At 41.4% G+C, this 20,390-nt stretch carries 18 protein-coding genes; 13 read left to right on the top strand and 5 right to left on the bottom strand.

Annotation, left to right across the window (positions count from 1 at the left end):
- Positions 1-37: 37 nt before the first annotated feature.
- Both rsuA and BWD47_RS12395 read left to right on the top strand, forming a co-directional pair.
- The gene (gene rsuA / locus BWD47_RS12400; protein WP_075594070.1) at positions 38-736 is read left to right on the top strand and encodes a 16S rRNA pseudouridine(516) synthase RsuA; all 699 of its coding nucleotides are present in this window, start codon (positions 38-40) and stop codon (positions 734-736) included.
- Between the two features lie 103 nt (positions 737-839).
- A complete protein-coding gene (locus tag BWD47_RS12395) occupies positions 840-2,465 on the top strand; it encodes a methyl-accepting chemotaxis protein (RefSeq protein ID WP_075594069.1) in 1,626 nt (541 codons plus the stop codon).
- A gap of 151 nt (positions 2,466-2,616) precedes the next feature.
- Here the strand turns inward: BWD47_RS12395 and BWD47_RS12390 are convergent, their stop codons facing one another.
- Both BWD47_RS12390 and BWD47_RS12385 read right to left on the bottom strand, forming a co-directional pair.
- Positions 2,617-3,399, bottom strand: a complete 783-nt coding sequence (locus tag BWD47_RS12390) for a YggN family protein (RefSeq protein ID WP_036971085.1) — start codon at positions 3,397-3,399, stop codon at positions 2,617-2,619.
- Between the two features lie 151 nt (positions 3,400-3,550).
- Positions 3,551-5,980 (bottom strand): zinc-dependent metalloprotease, encoded by a 2,430-nt coding sequence (locus tag BWD47_RS12385; protein ID WP_075594068.1) that lies wholly within the window; start codon positions 5,978-5,980, stop codon positions 3,551-3,553.
- A gap of 161 nt (positions 5,981-6,141) precedes the next feature.
- Between BWD47_RS12385 and BWD47_RS12380 the strand changes: the two genes are divergently transcribed.
- A complete protein-coding gene (locus BWD47_RS12380) occupies positions 6,142-7,110 on the top strand; it encodes a class 1 fructose-bisphosphatase (protein ID WP_075594067.1) in 969 nt (322 codons plus the stop codon).
- A gap of 100 nt (positions 7,111-7,210) precedes the next feature.
- Here BWD47_RS12380 and BWD47_RS12375 read toward each other — a convergent pair whose 3' ends face one another.
- The gene (locus BWD47_RS12375) at positions 7,211-7,531 is read right to left on the bottom strand and encodes a hypothetical protein (protein WP_036971092.1); all 321 of its coding nucleotides are present in this window, start codon (positions 7,529-7,531) and stop codon (positions 7,211-7,213) included.
- 43 nt (positions 7,532-7,574) lie between these two features.
- Between BWD47_RS12375 and BWD47_RS12370 the strand changes: the two genes are divergently transcribed.
- The 3 genes from BWD47_RS12370 (at position 7,575) to BWD47_RS12360 (ending at position 12,139) form a co-directional block, all read left to right on the top strand.
- On the top strand, positions 7,575-7,937 hold the full coding sequence (locus tag BWD47_RS12370) for a DUF5522 domain-containing protein (protein ID WP_075594066.1): 363 nt from the start codon (positions 7,575-7,577) through the stop codon (positions 7,935-7,937).
- 175 nt (positions 7,938-8,112) lie between these two features.
- On the top strand, positions 8,113-10,545 hold the full coding sequence (locus tag BWD47_RS12365) for a TonB-dependent receptor (RefSeq protein ID WP_065978137.1): 2,433 nt from the start codon (positions 8,113-8,115) through the stop codon (positions 10,543-10,545).
- A 55-nt stretch (positions 10,546-10,600) separates the two neighbouring features.
- Entirely contained in the window at positions 10,601-12,139 is a 1,539-nt protein-coding gene (locus BWD47_RS12360) for a sulfotransferase (RefSeq protein WP_036971096.1), read from the top strand.
- On the opposite strand, the gene BWD47_RS12355 is transcribed toward BWD47_RS12360, so the two are convergent.
- Positions 12,114-12,950, bottom strand: a complete 837-nt coding sequence (locus tag BWD47_RS12355; RefSeq protein WP_075594065.1) for a sulfurtransferase — start codon at positions 12,948-12,950, stop codon at positions 12,114-12,116. The genes BWD47_RS12360 and BWD47_RS12355 overlap by 26 nt on opposite strands.
- A 126-nt stretch (positions 12,951-13,076) precedes the next feature.
- On the opposite strand from BWD47_RS12355, the gene BWD47_RS12350 reads away from it, so the two are divergent.
- Together BWD47_RS12350 and BWD47_RS12345 are read left to right on the top strand one after the other, a co-directional pair.
- Positions 13,077-13,826 (top strand): glycosyltransferase family 25 protein, encoded by a 750-nt coding sequence (locus tag BWD47_RS12350; RefSeq protein ID WP_075594064.1) that lies wholly within the window; start codon positions 13,077-13,079, stop codon positions 13,824-13,826.
- 31 nt (positions 13,827-13,857) lie between these two features.
- Entirely contained in the window at positions 13,858-14,865 is a 1,008-nt protein-coding gene (locus BWD47_RS12345; protein ID WP_075594063.1) for a glycosyltransferase family 9 protein, read from the top strand.
- Between the two features lie 315 nt (positions 14,866-15,180).
- Here the strand turns inward: BWD47_RS12345 and BWD47_RS12340 are convergent, their stop codons facing one another.
- Entirely contained in the window at positions 15,181-16,287 is a 1,107-nt protein-coding gene (locus BWD47_RS12340; RefSeq protein ID WP_065978141.1) for a phosphoribosylaminoimidazolesuccinocarboxamide synthase, read from the bottom strand.
- Positions 16,288-16,504: 217 nt separating this feature from the next.
- On the opposite strand from BWD47_RS12340, the gene BWD47_RS12335 reads away from it, so the two are divergent.
- The 5 genes from BWD47_RS12335 to BWD47_RS12315 form a co-directional block, all read left to right on the top strand.
- On the top strand, positions 16,505-17,578 hold the full coding sequence (locus tag BWD47_RS12335) for a CDP-glycerol glycerophosphotransferase family protein (RefSeq protein WP_178387089.1): 1,074 nt from the start codon (positions 16,505-16,507) through the stop codon (positions 17,576-17,578).
- Between the two features lie 16 nt (positions 17,579-17,594).
- Positions 17,595-18,293: an ABC transporter ATP-binding protein gene (locus BWD47_RS12330; RefSeq protein WP_036971112.1), complete on the top strand. Its 699-nt coding sequence runs from the start codon at positions 17,595-17,597 to the stop codon at positions 18,291-18,293.
- On the top strand, positions 18,280-19,566 hold the full coding sequence (locus BWD47_RS12325) for an FtsX-like permease family protein (protein ID WP_036971115.1): 1,287 nt from the start codon (positions 18,280-18,282) through the stop codon (positions 19,564-19,566). Before BWD47_RS12330 ends, BWD47_RS12325 begins: the two co-directional genes overlap by 14 nt.
- Before the next feature lie 8 nt (positions 19,567-19,574).
- Positions 19,575-20,063 carry a DUF3299 domain-containing protein gene (locus BWD47_RS12320; RefSeq protein ID WP_036971118.1) on the top strand — a complete coding sequence of 163 codons (489 nt, stop codon included), beginning with the start codon at positions 19,575-19,577 and terminating at the stop codon, positions 20,061-20,063.
- A gap of 115 nt (positions 20,064-20,178) precedes the next feature.
- Positions 20,179-20,390, top strand: a 212-nt coding sequence (locus tag BWD47_RS12315) for a transposase domain-containing protein (protein WP_178387088.1), incomplete at its 3' end; no start/stop codon positions are given.

Raw genomic sequence — 20,390 nt, 5'->3', positions numbered from 1 at the left:
CTCGCCGCCATTGTAGCCGACTAAAAATGTGATCCCAATGAAATTTCCATGCCGTTTAGATAAATTTATCAGCCATATTGCAGAGTTACCTCGCAGTAAAACCAGAGCGGGTATAAAGCGTAAGTACGCTAGCGTTAATGGTGAGGTGATCACCTCGTTTGATTATTCAATAACTCAAGAAGACGATGTACGTTGGCAAGGCGAACCGTTAGTATTTTTAGGTAAACGCTACTTTATGCTCAATAAGCCCTCAGGCTATGTATGCGCAAATAAAGATGACTTACACCCAACTGTGTTTGATTTATTAGACGAACCAAACATGAGTGATTTTCATGTTGCCGGACGCTTAGATATCGATACGACAGGTCTTGTTATCATCACTAACGATGGCGATTGGTCACACAAAATTACGGCTCCTAAACACAATAAATTCAAAACGTATTTAGTTGAAACACAAGAGCCTATCGATGAAGATGCTATTTTAGCTCTGCAGCAAGGTGTGCAATTACATAACGAAAAAGAGCTAACTCGCCCAGCCATTGTTGAGCAACTTGCGAGTTACAGTTTACGTTTATCAATCTGCGAAGGTAAGTACCATCAAGTTAAGCGAATGCTTGCCGCTGTTGGCAATAAAGTCGTTGAATTACATCGTGAAAAAATAGGCGACATTCACCTTGATGAAAACTTAAATAGTGGTGAGTATCGTCCGCTAACAGACGCTGAACTGATACTCTAAATAGGGACTTGAGTAAAAATCATGATAACGCTGTCATTTTTTCTTAATTAATGCTGATAAACATGGTAGAAGATTAAAGGGGAAATAATAAAGGAGGCTGACTGTGTTATCAGGACTAGCTTTAAAAACAAAAATCACCTTTTTTGCTATCGCTATTTTTATCGCGTTATCAGCGATAGCTTTACTAGGTTTGCAATCATTACGTCATGCCAGTGAAAGCGACAATATCGCTCGCATAAACCAACTAATGAAAAGTACTACCAACATTGTAGAACAATTTGAGTTGATGGTTAAAAACGGTCAACTTGAAGAAGCACAAGCCAAAAAACTCGCAATCCAAGTACTTAGAGAAAATAAATATCACGACTCTGAATACGTGTATGTGGTCGACAACAACCTTGATTTTGTTGCTACTCCGCATGATCCCGAGTTGCATGGTACGAGCTTTAATGACTTTAAAGATGCCAGTGGTAACAGTATTGGTCGCATGGTTGAAAAACTGGTGGGTAATACTACCAATAAAATTATTACTTATCATTGGGACTCTGTCCGTGACGGTGAAACCGTCGACTTAACCTCTGTCGTGCAAAAAACACCTCTGTTCGGTTGGTATGTTGGTACTGGTATCAGCGCAAAAGAAGTTGATGAGCGCTACTGGAGCACCGCAAAATGGTTGCTCGCTTTATCAATGCTCATTGCGATAGCTCTCACGTTTGCTATCGCTCGGTTTGGCTCATCACTCACCAATGCTTTAGGCGGTGAAATTGATGAAGTAATTGGCATTGTTAAAAACGTATCGCGTGGTAATTTACATTCGCCTATTCGCCAAGATGCTCCTAGTGAAAGCATTATTGCCGCAATGCATTATATGCAACAAGGTTTGCGAGGCGTTGTTGGCGGTATTAAAGACGTGACCGACAGCTTACAAAATCAAAGTGTTGACAATGAATCACGTTCAATTGAACTTGATAGACTTACTCGCAGCTTAAATGAGGAAACGCAGATAGTCGCCTCTGCAATTACCGAATTAACCGCCTCAGCGCAAACCGTCGTTGAGCATGCTGAGCAAGCCGCTTATTCAGTCCAAGAAGCTGAGAATCAAGGGCAAAGTGCCAGCCATTTAACCAACGAAGCAGCCGAAACCATTGCCCTGTTAGAGAAGCAAATTGACAATGCGGGCAATAACATTCAAGTACTTGATGATGAGGTAAATAATATCGCTAACGTACTTAGCGTTATTCAAGGTATTGCTGAGCAAACAAATTTACTTGCTTTGAATGCAGCCATTGAAGCCGCCCGAGCGGGGGAGCAAGGTCGTGGTTTTGCCGTTGTCGCCGATGAAGTGCGTGGTCTTGCGCAGCGTACTCAAACCAGTACCGAAGAAATACGTAATATGATTGGGAAACTGCAATCAGCAACGCAAGACGCTAAATCATCCGTGTCGTTAAGTATTGCAACCAGTGAACAAACGGTAGAAAAGTCGACTAAAGCGAACGAAGCACTTAATCGCGTCGCCAGCTCGCTTAGTGCCATTGCTCAAATGAGTCACCAAATTGCAATTGCAGCGAAGGAGCAGCTAGATGCAGGTGAAGATACAGCAAAACGTATTGTGACCATCTCTGATACCGCAGCACAAACAGCCAATGTATCAAATCAAGCACACACTGCGACTGATTTAATTAAAGGCCTCACCATAAACTTAGAAACCGAAACAGCTAAGTTTAGCTAATGAGTACACTTAACGTGTTATTTATGTGCATTTGTCATAATGAGTTCTCAATGTGTCAGCACATTTAAAACAACACAGTACATGACACTAAAAAGCCCAGTAAACAACTGGGCTTTTTATTATTGATTACCTAACTAAGACCTTAACTGTACTAGGATTTAATCTGTACCAAATCAAAGTCAGCCATCCCTGGTACTATTTTTTGCAACCGTGACTCGGTAACATCTAACGAGTTCAAACACTCACAATACTCAGAAGCTTTCATTTCAAGTTGCTCTGCTTTCTTTTGGAGGGACTTATCTATTTCTTTAGATATAATATCCATACGCTGTCCCATGTCGTTGATGCGGTCTTCAATATTTCCTTCGCGAGATTTAAAGGCATCCCCTAACGAAACTAAAATAGCGCCTAATGAACCATGCACCGCTGAGTGAATTTTTTGACTGATCTCTTTAGTAAAGAAATCATCAATTTTCGATAATGATTGCGGAGCAATAAAGAAAAAGTCATCACCGCGCTTAAATTTATCCATCAACGCGCGTTCTACATATTGTAGTTGAGTTTTTAATACTTCAGGCTCTTTATCAGACATCCCTTCAACAACTTGTTCAATTGCGCTCAACCCTAAATTCACACCGTCAGTGGCCAGTTCAACTAATTCTGGCACCGTATCTCGGATACCAAGACTAAATTGCTCAACAACTTTGGTTTCTTCTGGATTTAAATCAACCCAATAACCACGAATAAACAGCTGGTTATTATTATTAATTTGCACACGAGTTTGGCCTTTATCAACAATACGAATGACATCGTCAGTAATAATTAAGCCATGACTTAGCTCGACCTCACATTGTTTTTTTTCTAACGAGGCATAACTAGAAAAGCTAGAGAATGCAATGGCCGCTGCCAATAACGAGCGAGAGAGTAACGCCATATACACCCCAAAAAGACAAAAAAGAGAGGCCGCTAGATTAGCAAATATCCAATTTTATGCAAGTAAAACGCCAAGGCCTAACGTCGCTTTCGCAATAGCTCAAACGTTCATCCATGGTAAGGCTTGGCGTTTTACTTTTTAGACTAATAAGTTAAATTGGCGAGCCCGGAGGCATGGGTAATGCCTTAAAGTTATCCGGCCATTTCCCCGTGTCTAAAAATTGCGACACCTGCTCGCTCAAAAATTGCTTAAATGCACTGTTCCCTACCGAGGCACTGCCTAGCATTGACTCTTGCTGATAACTTTTTGCAAGCTTTGCCAAGTAATAACGAAACTGCGCTTGCACCTCAGGATCAACCTCATCACTGGCAACTAAATCAGCGAACTGCTTTGCCGTTAACAGTTGTACACGCTGAGTTATTTTACCCGCTAGGCCGTCACCCATTTTTTGCTCAAAAATTTGCTGATACGTTTGTGCTAATAACGCATCTAACCCATAAAACGCATCGCTTCTAGCGTGTTGTTGTGCCAAACGGTTAACACGTTGACTATTAAACAGTAAGCTTAAACTATGTGTCGCCGCCACTTCGGGAAGTGCCATTGCATCAAGGGTCAGTCCTGTACGACCAACAATACTCTCACGTGATTTTGACTCTCCGTACGCTTTCGGCGGAATAAGCGATAATATCGATTCAGGCAAGACAAGATTATCAGCCTTAAGCGTTTCAAGAAGCGCATTAACGGCTAATTGTTGCGTTTGTTTTGCAACCACCTGTGCACCTTTAGGTTGTGAGCCATTTCGTACTTCATATTCGTAGTTTACGCCAGCTACGAGCTTTACTGCAGCTTCAACTTGATAGCGGTGGAACAAATATAACGGCACTAACATTTCCTCTAACTGCGACAATGCAGTACCCGTTTTAATATTATGAATGCCAAAACTAGCGAGTGCTTGTTTGCGCACAGCAAGTACACGCATTAATTCATCACTGGGCGAACTGCCATTATCCCAAAGATGTCCCGTAGGGTGTGCCCCACCTTGTGCCCGAGCATCACTGTCTGAGATGAACTCAAGACCTTTACTTTTGTTTTCGGCAAGAATAGCAGCAAGCTGCTTTGTTTCATCTTGATTGCTAAAATCACTGTAGCCATATTTAACGACTTGAGTATCCCAAACGCCCATCCCAGATGCATAGCCGCGACTAACATCCAATTTACCGTGCTCATTAAAACTTAATAAAGGATGCGGGTAATCCATGACAGAGGCTCTGTCGGCAACAGACGCTGCAAAGTTGTGAGAAATACCCAGTGTGTGCCCTACTTCGTGCGCACTGAGTTGGCGAATACGGTCAAGCGCCATCGCATGTAAACGCGTTGCCACTTCATTCCCTTCTAAATACGGGGCAGCTAATGCTTCTGCTAGTAAGATATCTTGACGTACACGCAATGAACCAAGAGTCACGTGGCCTTTAATAATTTCACCCGTACGTGGGTCAATCACTGAACTGCCATATGACCATCCTCGGGTTGCTCTATGCACCCATTGAATCACGTTGTAGCGCACATCCATAGGGTCAGCATCATCAGGCAGCACCTTCACAATAAAGGCATTTTTGTAGCCTGCTGCTGTGAAAGCATCGTTCCACCATTTAGCCCCATCTATCAGTGCTGTTTTCACTGGCTCAGGCACACCTGGATCTAAATAATACACAATCGGCTCAACGGGCTCACTAACTGGTAAGCTTGGATCTTTTTTAGCTAAACGGTGACGCGGGATATAACGCACATACATGGTTTCATCCAGTGGTGCCGCATAATCTTTATGTTCAATACTCCAAAAACCAGCCTGCGGATGGAATTTACGCGGCGTGTAGTTGTCATCGGGTAATTTAATTAAAGAGTGATGCATGTGCACTGTCAGCGCATAAGGGTGCGCACTAACTTGACGAACATACTTACCAGGGTTGCTACCTTGAAAGGTTAAAACCGCTTCAAGCTCAGTATTTTCTGGGAATGCGTTTGAGCGCGTTAAATACACCGCACTTCGATTGGCGTCTACATTAAAACTACCCTGCCCCCGAGCTGCTAAGCTGCGAGTAACGCCATGTACATCACTTAATAAGTAAGGAGTGTAATCAATTAGGGTGGCAGAATCGGATTGGGCGACAACATCAAAGCCGGCAAGAATACTTGACGCAAATGCCTCTTTTATACTTTGTTGTTCAGCGACATTGGTAGTGTTAGCGCGATAATACGTATTGAGTGCACGTAACATGACTTTATCGCCAAAACGCTCGAACTGCACAAGGTGGGTATTGCCAAGTTGCCCTCGGTCTAGACCAATATCATTCGAGCCAACGCCATACGGCAAGCTTTGTTGTAATAAAAACGGCTGCGTGAGTTTATCTACCTCAACATAGACTTTGCCGTTTTCAGTGTCGTAATAAAAGGAAAAGTAACCTGAAAAATGTGTCATTTTTTCAGTAAAATCATTTATAGACTTAATTGCTGCGTGTGCTTGGGTTATCATAGTAAGTAACACAGCTAAGAGCAGGTATCGTAGTAATGGTATTTTTTGCATAATCTTATCTTTGTTATTCGCGTTTTAAATACTGTACAGGTATTAGGCAGTATAAAGTATCGCCGATAAAAAACAGCTATTTAAGACGAAATTCAGCGCTTGCTAAGACATTCTCTCTCACACTAAAAAATGTCTAGCTACAACGTTATCAGGAAAATAGAATGCGTAGACTCCCACCGGTATTGCTAGAAGATGGCTGCCCACGAGAACTGATTTCATTGATCAGAACGGTTCTTGCGGCATGTAAAGAAATTTCATTCCGTGTTGGCCAAGGCGCCCTTTCTGGCGTATTAGGGTCAACTCTTGATGAAAATATTCAAGGTGAAACACAAAAGAAGCTTGATGTCCTTACCAACCAGCTTTTAAAAGATATCTTATTAGAATCGGGCTACGTAAAAGCCATCGCTTCTGAAGAAGAAGATTTCACTGTAGCAGGGAATCCGGACGCAAAGTATATTGTGGCGTTTGACCCGCTTGATGGTTCATCAAATACCGACATAAACTCCTTAGTTGGTACTATTTTTTCAATAATGGAAGCCCCTGAAGGTGCAGACCCAGCTGACCAAAGTATTTTCATGCAACCAGGTAAAAACCAAGTTGCGGCTGGTTATGTTTTATATGGCCCATCGACAGTACTGGCATTAACAACGGGTAAAGGCACTCGCTTTTTTACGTTAGATAAAACACACGGTACCTTTTTATTAACAGAAGACTTTGCCAGTATCCCTGAAGAGACCAGTGAGTTTGCAATTAACGCCTCTAACCAACGTCATTGGCAACCGGCTATGCAAAACTACATTACTGACTTGATTGCTGGTGATACAGGTCCTCGTGGACGCAACTTTAACATGCGCTGGATTGCCGCAATGGTCGGAGATGTTCACCGCGTGTTATGTCGAGGGGGGATTTTTACTTACCCTACTGACACAAAAGATCCCAATAAACCAAACAAATTACGTTTACTATACGAAGCAAACCCTATGGCAATGTTAATTGAACAAGCTGGCGGTATTGCTTCTACCGGCACTGAGCGCATTATGGATATCCAACCTAATGCCATTCACCAACGTGTTGCGGTGATTTTAGGTTCCAAAAACGAAGTAGAAACTTGCTTGGGTTATCATAAGTAGCGACAGCTATAAAAAATAATAAAACCGTGTTTGTTAAAGCAGCACGGTTTTTTATTACTCACTCCCGGTTGTGCAATCACCGCGTTGGCGGCCAAAAAAGTTACTTAATAAGTGCTAATAACGTAATCAGCGTCTCTTTACTCAGCTCGCCCATTTGCTCAGCATTACTCAACGCAAAAATAGCCCCTTCAACAGCACTTTCATCGATATCTTGGCGTGACTCTAAAACACTCGCCCATAATTCTAACTCATCAATATCAATTTCATTGCTGATCACACGCTCTAGTACATTACAAAAAGTTGCTTTTGTGAGTGTATATATAGCGCCTTGATCATCTGCGGTATTAACGATTACAGCCACAGCTTGCTCGCGTTTCTTACCAAAACTCGCAAACTGACTTAGTGCGTCTAATTTATCCATTTGCTATGCTTACCTATTAATATCAAAAAATTACTTCTAGCCAATGACCATCCTTAGTTGCTCACAGTGTAATGCGACACTGACATGCCGTGCCGACGATATAAACGCATGCTGGTGTAATGAATTACCTGCTATTTTACCACTTGATGACGCCGCAACATCCTGTTTATGCCGTGATTGTACAATTAAAAAGATAAATCTATTTTTATCTACGCTATATGAACAGCCCCTTGCACAGCAATTGGCTTTTGCTAAACCCTTTTCGCATCATGGAAACTTAATAGAAAATCTCGATTACACAATGCAGAACAACTACATGGTATTTAGCCGCTGGTTCTTTTTAAAGCGTGGTCATTGCTGTTCCAATGGCTGCACTCACTGCCCATTTACCGATAAACAACAGTAAAGTAGAGTATTTATTCAGTTATTTTGCATTTAATTGCAAATAACGCATGACTGAAAGAATAAAAATACATTATAATTGGATATAAATTCACTTAATATCCCTTATTTATTGCTTAAACTATTAACTTAGTGTGTATTTTAAGCATAATTTTATTGTAACTTTATCGGAATCAAACATGAATACCTTTAAGCCTGCTCTACTTGCCAGTGCAATTTCTGCGGTTTTAATCAATAGCAACATCGCACTCGCTGCTGATGATACTGTTGAACTTGATAAATCAATTGAAACTATTCAAATCACTGCAACGCGACGAGCAGGTTCAGTACAAGATGCGCCACTTAATATCACCGCTTTAAATGGTGATGTAATTAGCGATCAGAATATTGGCGATCTTGAAGATGTTGCACGCTGGGTACCCGGTTTAACAATTTCTGACCAAGGTGGTCGTGAAGGGTCTCCGATCATTGTACGTGGTCTTAATACAAATACCTCAGACCGTATTTCTGACAGTGGCACTGTTGCAACTTATGTTGGTGAAATACCGCTCAGCATCGATTTGCGTTTAACTGATGTTGACCGTGTAGAGGTCCTCATTGGTCCGCAGGGCACCCTGTATGGTGCAGGTACTTTAGGTGGCGCAATTCGCTATTTATTAAAGCAGCCAGAACTTGATATCACTGAAGGTAAAGTAACCGGTGATGTATTCAGCATGAATGAAAGTGATGGCACTGGCGGTGAGTTTGGTGTGGTATTTAACACCCCACTCATTGACGATAAACTCGCATTACGTGCCAGCTTGAACTATTACGATAACCCAGGTTACATTGATTACACCCACGTGGTTAAAGAGCCGGGTGTGTCTAACCCAAATCCTGACTTTAGCGACAGTAGCGACGTTAATGCGAACCTTAAAAGCGTCAGTGACGTGAACGATGAGCAAATTACCACTGCCCGCTTATCACTGCGTTGGTTAGCAACAGAAACAGTTGATGCAACGCTTAACTACTTCTATCAAAAACAAGAAAATGGCGGCAACTCAACATCGCAATACGGCTCGTTGGCTGATAGCAGTGCTTTGCAAGGCGTATCAGGTAAATACGACAATGTCGCGCGAGTGCTTGAACCTGGTGAAGAAGAAAACGATTTATTAAGCTTAGAAATAAAGGCAGATCTTGGTTTTGCTGAACTTGTTTCAGCATCTGGCTGGTCAAGCTACGAGCAGTCGGGCCAACGAGACCAAACAGACCTACTCTACGATATTTGGTCTGGCTATGCTGATTTCCCTGCATTTGTTGGTTACACGCACGATACATCAGAGCGCGATAATTTCACTCAAGAGCTGCGCCTCGTATCAAACAGCAGTAGTAATCTCAACTGGATTGTCGGCGGTTTCTACAACAAACTAGAAAGCCACTCTGATGACCGCGAGTATACGCCGGGTCTTACTGAGTACTGGGGGGGTGGCATTTTAAATGTAGAAGAAGATCTTGAATACATTCTCATTTCAGATAGTGAAACCACTGAAAAAGCTATTTTCGGTGAAATTGGCTACAGCATCACTGATCAGTTTGATGTCACCTTAGGTGCGCGTTTTTATGAATATGACGTATCGACTACGTCGGGCTCTGCAACACCACTATATTCAGGCGACTTTGATTCACTTGATAACCTAGTAATGGAAAATGTCAGTGCAAGCGATAGTGGTAACTTATTTAAGTTTAATGCTAATTACACGTTTGATAATGGTATTCTTGCTTACTTTACCGTCAGTGAAGGTTTCCGTATTGGTGGTGGTAATGGGATTGCACCATGCCCAGACGTGTTACCAGAGCAACAAATCGTTTGTGCACTTCCAAACGAAGAAGATTATAAACCGGATACCACCGTTAACTACGAGCTTGGTTTTAAATCATCGTGGTTGCGTAATCGCTTGCACTTTAATGCCGCGCTATTCAACGTTGATTGGAAAGATGCACAAGTCGGCAGCAGTACTGTTAACGGCCAAGAACTTATCACGTCAAATGCAGGCTCTGCCAATTCAAAAGGTGTTGAACTGTCTACCCGTGCCATGATCGGCGACAGATGGGCTGCTTATGCAACCTACGCGTACGCTAAAGCAGAGCTAACTGAAGATACACCTTACTTATTTGGTGTTCTTGATGACAAACTTGCACACTATCAAAGCTACTATGACGGCGCAAAAGGAGACCGTTTACCGGGAGCACCTGAACATCAGTTCTCATTTGGTCTGCGTTATGAGCAAGACATCCTCGGTGATAAGTTACTTAGCGTAAACTACGGGATTACAGCCCAAAGCGATGTAATCACAAAAGTAGGTTTAAAAGCCGACGGTGAAATACTGCCAGGTTACGCTCTTAGCAATTTATCAGCAAAAATTACAGGCGATATGTGGTCAGCAACCTTATACATCGATAACCTGTTTGATAAGTATGCATTTACCTCTGTACGCCGTGATAAGTCATGGGCAGGACAGTCTCAATATGCTGAGCTAAACAAAGAGTTACCTGAGTTACAACGTGTATATGGCCACTACACAACAGCACCCCGTACTATTGGCTTAAAATTTAGTTATAACTTTGAGCTATAATTAGCCTATCTCATAAAAGCCTTGCTGGTTTACCGCAAGGCTTTTAAGATGAACCATGCTTAATAGTACTCAACACGCGCTTCGCACACATATACATCAACTTCTAGCGAATAAACAACTGGCTGAAGCCCACCAGCAGTTAGTTTTACGCCTGCAGCAAAACCCGCATGATCACGTTAGCTACTTTTTACTCAGTGAAGTAAATACAGCTGCCGGTGATTTAAATAAAGCGGTTAAGTTAATTGAAAAAGCCCTCAGTATTGAGCCTTTAAATATTTATCATTTAAACCTCGCTAAGCACCTTATATTGCGAGGGGAGATAAGTCGCGCCACTGTTCATTATAAAAGTGCAATGGCAACACAGCATTACAGTGCGTTGGAGTTAGATACACTCGCCAACATTGCAACTCGCTTAGGCTATTATGATGATGCCCTTACATTTCAACAATCAGCCTATCAACTTGATAAGCAAACACCTCAAATAAGCTATAACTTAGCAGTGGCCTTAAAAGTTCACGGCCTGTTTGGCGAAGCTAAAACACTATTAAAGCAGCTTATTACTGAACACGAGCACTATTATCAAGCCCATTATTCACTGGCCGAGTTGAACAATACCGAAGAAGCTAAGCAGCACTTAAACGTGTTACACCCCCAAGCTAAACGCGTACATACAGCGAGTGATCAACAGGCGTATTTCCATAGTCTTGCTTTAAATTATGAGCATTTAAACGACTACGAGAATGCATTTAAGTACTTTACGCACAGTAAACAAGCTATTGCGCAACAACTTAACTATCAATCACAGCAACATCGTCAGTTTTGCCAAACATTAATGAGACACAGCACACACAGTCAATTATCCCCTAGTAACTCTGACTTTGCCCCTGTGTTTGTTGTAGGGATGCCGCGCTCAGGCACCACTCTCGTTGAAAAAATACTTAACCAAAGTGATGAATTACAAGGGATTGGCGAACTGAATGATATCGCACAACTCATGCAACATGGCACACAATCAAACCGTGTTATTGATAGTGAAATGTTCGCCAAGGCTTACGCTAGCGCTGACATTCACCAAACAATAACCCACTACCAACAACGAGCCGAAAAACTCAGTAACACACTGCGCAGTTGTGATAAACAACCGTTTAATTTTTACTATATTGATTTTATTTTAGCGGCTTTTCCTCACGCCAAAATAGTGTGTATGCAACGAAATTGGCATGATTGCAGCGTAGCCAATTACAGGCAGTTATATAACCCGCAAAGTGTCTTTCACCATTACAGCTTTACATTTTACGATATTGTCGCCTTTCACCAAGACTACACCGCTTTAGCGACGCACTTTGCCACTAAGTACCCTAAACAAGTGTATTTACAGAGTTACGAGCAGTTAGTCGAAGAGCCAATTAAACAAACCCAAAAGCTTTATGCATTTTGTAACTTAAATTGGCAAGCAAGCTGTTTGGCATTTTATAAAAATAACGCAGCATCTGCGACAGCGAGTAAAAAGCAAATTCGCCAGCCACTTAACAAAAATAGTATCGGCAGCTGGCATAACTACGCTGCATTTATTGATGCGGGCCTTTTTCAATAGGTAAATCGTGACAAGCTCCCCACTCACTCCATGAACCATCGTAAACCCGAAGGTTAGTATAACCACACTCATCCGCACACAAAGCAAGGGCACAGGCCGTCACTCCTGAACCACAGCTAAATTGCAGCTGAGTGTGTCCATTTACATGTGAGTTGAACAATGTGTGTAATGCATCAAGAGACTTAAGCTCCCCGCCATTCAATAAATCTGACAAAGGTAAAGAACGACTACCCGGAATATGACCACTGCGCATGCCATCACGTGGCTCTGCTTGCTCGCCAGTAAAACGAGCTGTAGGCCTTGCATCTAGCGTGATAATACTCGTATCTGAAAGTGAATTTAGTACCTGTTCTGCCGTGATAAAATAATCTTTACGGGGCTGTGCAACAAAGTTACCTTTTGTTGTCGGCGTATAATACTCAGAGTGAACATCAAATCCCTGAGCCAACCACTTTGCTAAACCTCCACTTAAGACTTTTACGTTATCAAAGCCCATAGCCTTAAACATCCACCATGCCCGTGCTGAACTAAATAAACCTTGGTCTTCATAAATAACAACACGTGAATTCTGATTAACTCCCGCGACTTGCATGTGTTCGGTGAATTGCTCGCTACTACACATCATACTTGGGACCGGATTACAGTTATCAGCCAGTGTATTTTTAAAATCAAAGCGCTGTGCATTCGGTAGCATAGCGGCTGGAGCGTAGCTGCCCTCCTGACCTGGGCGAACCATACCCGCATCAAAAATAACCAGATCCTTCGCTGTCAGGTTATTATTTAACCATGAGGCTGAGACTATATTTTTCATTTAATTCCTGTTTAGTCATAAGTGTTTAAACGCTGCTCACGCAATTCATCAAACTTTCAAATTCTGGATGTATCTTTTATTCTAAATGTTAGAATAAAAATTAGAAAAGGTTAATTAATAGAAGTCATGTCAGTTCCTATATTTGTCATTAACATGCAAGGCAGTGAAAAGCGCTGGAAAACACTCAATAATAGACTTACGAACATAGGTATCAGCGCCGAGAGGTTTCCTGCGACAATTGGCAAGGAACTCACTAAAGAGCAATTAGATGAGTGGTATTCACCGCAAAACAATAAACAAAAATATCATCGTGACTTAACGCTAGGCGAAATAGGCTGCTATGTAAGCCACATGCGTATATGGCAAAAAATGGTCGATGAAAAAATTAATCATTGTTTAGTGCTTGAAGACGACCTGTTTATTGAAGAGCACCTAATATCAATCATAGACTTATCAAGTTCGCTGCATGGTTGGGATCTCATTAAGCTTTCTGACAACAGAGATTTTCCGTTTATTGATAGCAAAAGCCTTCAACATAATTTCACACTTGGTAATTATCGAAAAGCCCCAAATGGCACACAAGGCTACCTTTTAAGCTTATCTGGAGCAGAAAAATTACTTATTCGAAAACCCTTCTGCCGGCCTGTCGATGTGGATATGCAATTTCATAGCGAGGTAGGGCTACAAATGATCGGTATCAAACCCTATCCAATTTCAGAAGACAGAAGTTTTGAAAGTGATATAGTGATGGCAAATTCTGGAAGGCACTCATCACGATCCACATTCCTTAGGAACCTAAAGTATAGAATTAACATGTATTTGCAACGAAAAGTGAAAACTGCAGATATTGAGAAAATAGTTATAACGAATATATAAAAACGGATTGTTGAAGCATATTTAAATACTAATGAAAAACTTATCAACTATAAATAACCTCTCAATCAGCGGAAATGTACTAATTGTATTACCAAAATTTATTGGTGATGTTGTCAACTGTACCCCTACAATCGGCATATTAAAAAATCTTTATCCACAAAAACAAATTTACGTTCTTGCTCGTCCTCATCTAGTTGATATTCTTGCTAGAGATGAAACAATCCATGTTATCAGTGATGAAAGGTTTAACAAAAACCAACCTACTTCTTTATTAGGCCAAGCGAAAAAGTTAAAAGAAAAGAATATAGGACTAGCAATCATACTCCGTAATTCTCTTTCTGAAGCACTACTATGTTACGCAGCGTGTATAAAGTTTCGTGTTGGTTATGCACAAAACGGCCGCTCTCCACTCTTAACACATAAGTTTAAGCTGAATAAAAACCACCATTATATTTATCGTTATTGTCGCTTAGTCAATGAAAGTCACGGCGAGCCTTTCTCCCAATTTCCCAATACCAATTTACATTATAAAAAAAGTAACTTGATAATTAAGAAAAGTGAAAGCAAAAATATTGGTATTTATTTTGGCGGGACAAACAAAGGACACCGTCACTATCCTGTAGACTTAGCAATTGACGCTTTGCAAAAAATAAATGCTGAATATAAAAGTTGTCATTTCTATCTTGTCGGCGATCCAACTGAAAAAAAAGACTCAGAGCTTCTAACTTCTCAGCTTCAACAAGATACAATCCATATCACTAACTTAGTTGGTAAAACATCACTTATTGAAATGGTTGATGTAATTGCTAGCTTAGACTTGCTAATATCAATCGATTCTGGACCAATGCATATAGCTGCAGCTGTCAATGTTCCTTTCATTGCCGTTGTTGGTTTAGGTACTTCACCTTGGAGCACGGTTGCTCCAAAACAAAAAAATTATATTGCCTTAGTCGCCAATGGTCAGCAACTTAAAGAAAGTGAATTTATTCGCGATATAAAGCCTGAACAGATTAGTCATGCCGTGACTCAGCTTATTTAAAACGAGTAATAGCAACTCGCTTAATTAAGTGGTCTATTTTGAGACAATAAAACCTCGTTGATAACAAAACAAAAATTTCGTTATTTAGTGGTTCTCGGCAATTGCTCCTGCATTGCTCTACCTCCTGCATCCATGCAGTCGTAAATAAGAAATTTTTAACACAGGTAGTGACGGGTTTAATCCCTCACAATGATTAAGCACTATTGCGGGTTGGTATCATATTTAACCCATCTCGAAACAAAAAAGCCAAGTGCTCTTTTAGCAAACTTGGCTTTTATACGCTACATCAGTGCGTCACTTACGAAAGAATACAGCTTAGCCCTGCTTAATTAAGCCGTACTCTGTATCTAAAATGGCAATCACTTCACTGCGTGGATCACTTGGAATAGTGATCTCTTGGCCAATGATCTTACTTGCAATACCCACATAAGTATCTGATACCTCAAGCATCACAGATTCTGGCAAGGTGTAGTCTTTTGCAAGCTGCTCACGCTCATCCATACGATCTTTGTTTAATAACACATCACTGTCAGGCACATTATTGATTAATAACTGACGGAAGCCTTCTTTAGAGTTTTCGATAATTTTACCATCGCGATACGCTTGCCCATCCCAAATACGTGATGAATCAGGCGTACCCACTTCGTCGATGTATATAAGTTTGTCAGAACCATCAACGTCTTCAACGTAACCAAACTCAAATTTCGTATCTACAAAAATTTGGTCAAGTTTAGCAAGCTCTTCGCTGATTAATTTAAAGCCTTCAACCAGTAACTGTTCGTACTTCGCAACATCATCTGCCGACTTAAAATTAAATACTGACAAGTTATTAGTGATGTTTTCACGCGTGATATTGACATCATCCACTTCGGGGATTTCAGCTACGCCGGTAATAATTCCTTTCGTTGAAGGAGTGATAAGTACGTTATCTAGCTTTTGATTTGCTGTTAGACCTTCTGGTAAATCGATACCACAAAAGTTACGGGTACCCTTTGCGTAATCGCGCCACATGCTGCCCGTGATGTATTGGCGTGCAATTGCTTCCACTTTGACTGTACTTGCTTTGCGTACAATCCACACATAAGGGTGAGGAATATCAACGATATGGTTACCAGCAAGGCCTGCTTTATCAAACAATTTAAACCAATGAGATGCAACTGAATTTAACGCGATCCCCTTACCAGGCACGCCATTTAAGCCATTCTCACCTTGCCAAATACAATCAAATGCTGAAATACGGTCAGAGATAACCATAATAGCAAGCTCAGTCCCCTTTGGAACCTGATACCCTTTTTCACTAATTAAACGCGCGCTGTCCTCATCAGTTAACCAATAAACTGAACGCACTTTACCACTGTGTACCGCACCTTTGGTACGGATCGGTAAATCATCGTTTACGTCTAAAACTTTATAGCTAGTCATGCTATCTCCGATAGTATTTGGCATGCTCTTAAAAGCACATGTATGGGATTGGGGTTATGGCCGCCTATAATAATCTAGACGCTGTGAAAGCTCAATCATTGCGCTCAGATCCGCTACGAGGCTCCGCAGATAAAATCAAAAAAAATTAAAATCTCCGTAATTTTGCTGTCATAAACAATATTTAGCTATAATACGCCTCTCGCAATAGGAGGTTTTTTTGGATTACTTAACAGCTACCGCAGAAAAAAAATACTTAATGTATATTTCACAAAACTATTCGTACGCTATTTTGCGCCCATTACAGCAAGAAATCTTAGCGCGCGGTGGCCAAGTTAGGTGGTTTTTAGAGGGTAGCAACGTTAATCATGAATTCTTAAATGAGGGTGAACAGACTCTGAGTACTATAGAAGAGGTTCACAACTGGCAACCTGATGTTGTTTATGCACCTTCAAATATTATTCCTACATTTATTCCAGGAATTAAAGTCGGCGTTTTTCATGGGTTTGATGCCGGAAAGCTAAACAGAAAAGGCGAGAATGATCACTTTAAAATTCGTGGTTGTTTTGACTTATATTGTACTCAAGGACCGAATACGACGGCTCCATTTAAGGCACTTGCAACAAAACATGGCTTTTTTGAAGTGAAAGAAACCGGTTGGCCAACGCTCGATCCGTTCTTTTCACAGATCGCAAATAACCCTTATAAAAACCCAAATGATCCTAGAAAGACCTTATTGATCTGCTCAACGTTTTCAAAGCGATTATCGCTAGCCCCTAAACTTTACGAACACATTAAAGCATACAGTCAGCAAGGTAAGTGGCGTATTTTAGTGCAATTCCACCCAAAAATGCCGAGTGAGTTAGTCGAGCAATATAAAGACTTACAAAACGATAATTTAACTTTCGTAGAAACCGATAACGTATTACCGCTACTACAAGCGGCAGATGTCATGCTATGTGATACCTCCTCTATTCTGCTGATGTTTTTACTGCAAAGAAAGCCCGTGGTAACTTTTTGTAATCAAGCACCCGGTGAGCACCTTATTGATGTAACAAACCCAGATAAAGTTGAAGAAGCAATCGATTATGCGCTCACAACGCCTACTGAGCTGATGACAAAAATTGAGCACTTTTGTCAGCAGTTGCACCCCTACCAAGATGGCTTATCGAGTCAGCGTGTACTTGCAGCAAGCAATGAATTACTATTGAACAATCCAGTACTTAAGCCAAAACCACGTAACTTTATTCGTAATTTTAAAATGCGTAAAAAGTTAAATTACTGGCGATGGTAACAACGAATAGGTCGTTATGATCACGCTTTCAAATGTGCTATTTAAATGGCACGCACAACAAGCTTCGCCCACCATTAATATTGCTTCGCTGCATATTGAGCAAGGTGAGCATGTGTTTTTACATGGCCCGAGTGGTTGTGGTAAGTCGACGCTATTGTCTTTGCTTGCGGGCGTCACCACTCCCAACCAAGGGACTATCACTCTTTTAGATAAGGCTGTTAACCAATTAAGTAATAGTAAACGCGATCGTTTTCGAGCCGATCACATTGGTTATATTTTTCAAAACTTTAATTTATTGCCGTATTTATCACCTATTGAAAACGTAATTTTAGGCTGCCAATTTTCTAAATTACGGCAAAAGCAGGCGCTTAATAACAGCCCTTCTATTAACCTTGAAGCAAGTCGTCTTTTAACAGCACTTGGTTTGACAGATGCGTTACAGCATCAGGCTGTCTCTAAACTGAGTATCGGTCAGCAACAACGTGTTGCAGCTGCACGTGCATTCATTGGCAGCCCTGAAATTATTATTGCCGATGAACCAACCTCCGCACTCGATACACAAAATCGCCAAGCATTCGTTAAACTGCTGTTTGAACAAGCTAAAGCAACGCACAGTACGCTGGTATTTGTGAGCCATGACGAAACCCTGCAAGGGCTTTTTAAGCGCAGTGTTAACCTTGTTGAGTTACAAGGAGGCACACATGTCGCTGCTTAAACTCGCGATTAAAAGTTTACTAAACCGCAAAGCTAGTGCCTTACTCACCTTATTTACGATTGCCATTAGCGTCATGCTCTTGATGTCAATTGAGCGAGTGCGGGTCGATGCTAAAAGTAGCTTTAGTAACACGATTTCCGGCACTGACTTAATTGTTGGTGCTCGCACCGGCGACATCCAATTATTGTTATCTTCGGTGTTTCGTATTGGCCATGCTAATAACGGGGTTAGCTGGCACAGCTATCAATACATTACGCAACAACGTGGCGTAAAATGGGCCATTCCACTGTCGTTGGGTGATAGTCACAAAGGCCTTGCAGTGCTCGGGACCAATAAAGATTATTTCAACCATTATCGGTTCGGAAAAAAGCAGCCTCTTCGTTTTGCATCAGGCCAGCAGTTTAATCACTTATTTGAAGTGGTGCTGGGTTCAGAAGTTGCCAGTTCGCTTAATTATAAATTGGGCGATAAAGTCGTTATTGCGCATGGCATGGGTAACACTAGTTTTCATAATCATGATGATAACCCATTCACGGTAGTCGGTATTTTAGAGCCAACAGGTACGCCGGTTGATAAAACTCTCCATATACCACTTGCTGCAATTGACACGATTCATGGTAAATCTCATACGCACGAAGCCGACCATGTCGAAGATGAATCTCATGAGCATGAGCATGAGCATGAGCATGAGCATGACGAGATTAATTTGGTTGGAAATCCTAAGCAAATCACCGCTTTTTTGCTTGGCTTCGATTCACCGCTTTACACATTACAAGTTCGCCGTAATATCAACCAATATAAACCGGAGGCTTTATTAGCGATTATGCCGGGAGTCACATTGCGTGAACTGTGGGAGATGCTGTCAATTGTCGAAAAAATCTTGCTGCTGTTTTCCATCGTCGTGGTCTTAATTAGTTTACTTGGTATGCTAACTAGCCTGTTATCGAGCCTAAACCAACGCCGAAGAGAGTTGGCAATTTTGCGTTCTGTTGGCGCGAGACCGTGGCATATATTCACCTTGATCAGTGTTGAATCGATTCTCATCACTGGGTTAGGTTGCCTGCTCGGCATTGTACTGTTCTATGGCTTAATGCTACTGAGCGCAGATTACTTGCAAAGCCATGCAGGAATAAGTCTAAATATAGCGTTATTGTCATCCTATGAACTCATGCTATTAGCTGCGATAATAGCAGCAGGCTTTATTGTTGGGTTAATTCCTGCGACCCGCGCGTATTTCTACTCACTTGCAGATGGTATGAGTATTAAAATTTAAGGAATGTTATGCAGTTTTTTCAAAAGTTCGCAGTCTTAGCGACATTATTACTATGCACAGGGGCTTATGCTGGACCACCAAAGGAAATCTTCTGGGAAGATTTAATCCCTAAAGGGCACGTGCAAATTGACACGCAAGCACAAGCAAACCATGAAGGCAGCGAGCAAAACTGGGTACAACCAGACCTTGATGCTCCTGTAGTCAAAGAACTTGATGGCCAATCAGTCAGCCTTCCGGGCTTTGTCGTCCCGCTTGAAGGGGACAGTGAGGTAATTACTGAGTTTTTACTTGTGCCGTATTTTGGAGCTTGTATTCATGTACCACCTCCACCGCCTAATCAAATTGTTCATGTAACCATTAAAGGTGGCGTACCAATCGAGAGCCTATATGATGCCATTGTGGTAACAGGGGTAATAAGCACTGAGACTTGGTCCGGTGAAATAGCCCAAGTAGGCTATAAAATGAAAGCCGTCGGTGTTGCCCCGTTCGAGCTATAATTAAAAAGCACGCCAACGGGCGTAATGCAGATCAGTTAAGCATATTTTTATGATCACTTGACTGATCTTTTCATAGCTTCACAATCCGATATTAGAAATAGTATCGGATTTTTTTATGTCTCTAATTCAACACTTCGATGATATGTCCTCCTTTTTAGATGATGTACATACACTCGACAAACTTAAGCAGGTTCTTGACCCAGATATTCTTGAACAAGCATTTGAACATGCGGGAGTTGCCACTGTTCGCAGAAGGCGGTTACCGCTAGAAGCTATTATGTGGTCTGTAATTGGAATGAGTTTATTCCGAAACGAAACTGTAACTGT

Source organism: Pseudoalteromonas sp. PAB 2.2 (genome assembly GCF_001938575.1).
In the GTDB taxonomy this organism is placed as follows: Bacteria; Pseudomonadota; Gammaproteobacteria; order Enterobacterales; family Alteromonadaceae; genus Pseudoalteromonas; species Pseudoalteromonas lipolytica.
This window is presented reverse-complemented; position numbering and strand designations above follow the sequence as displayed.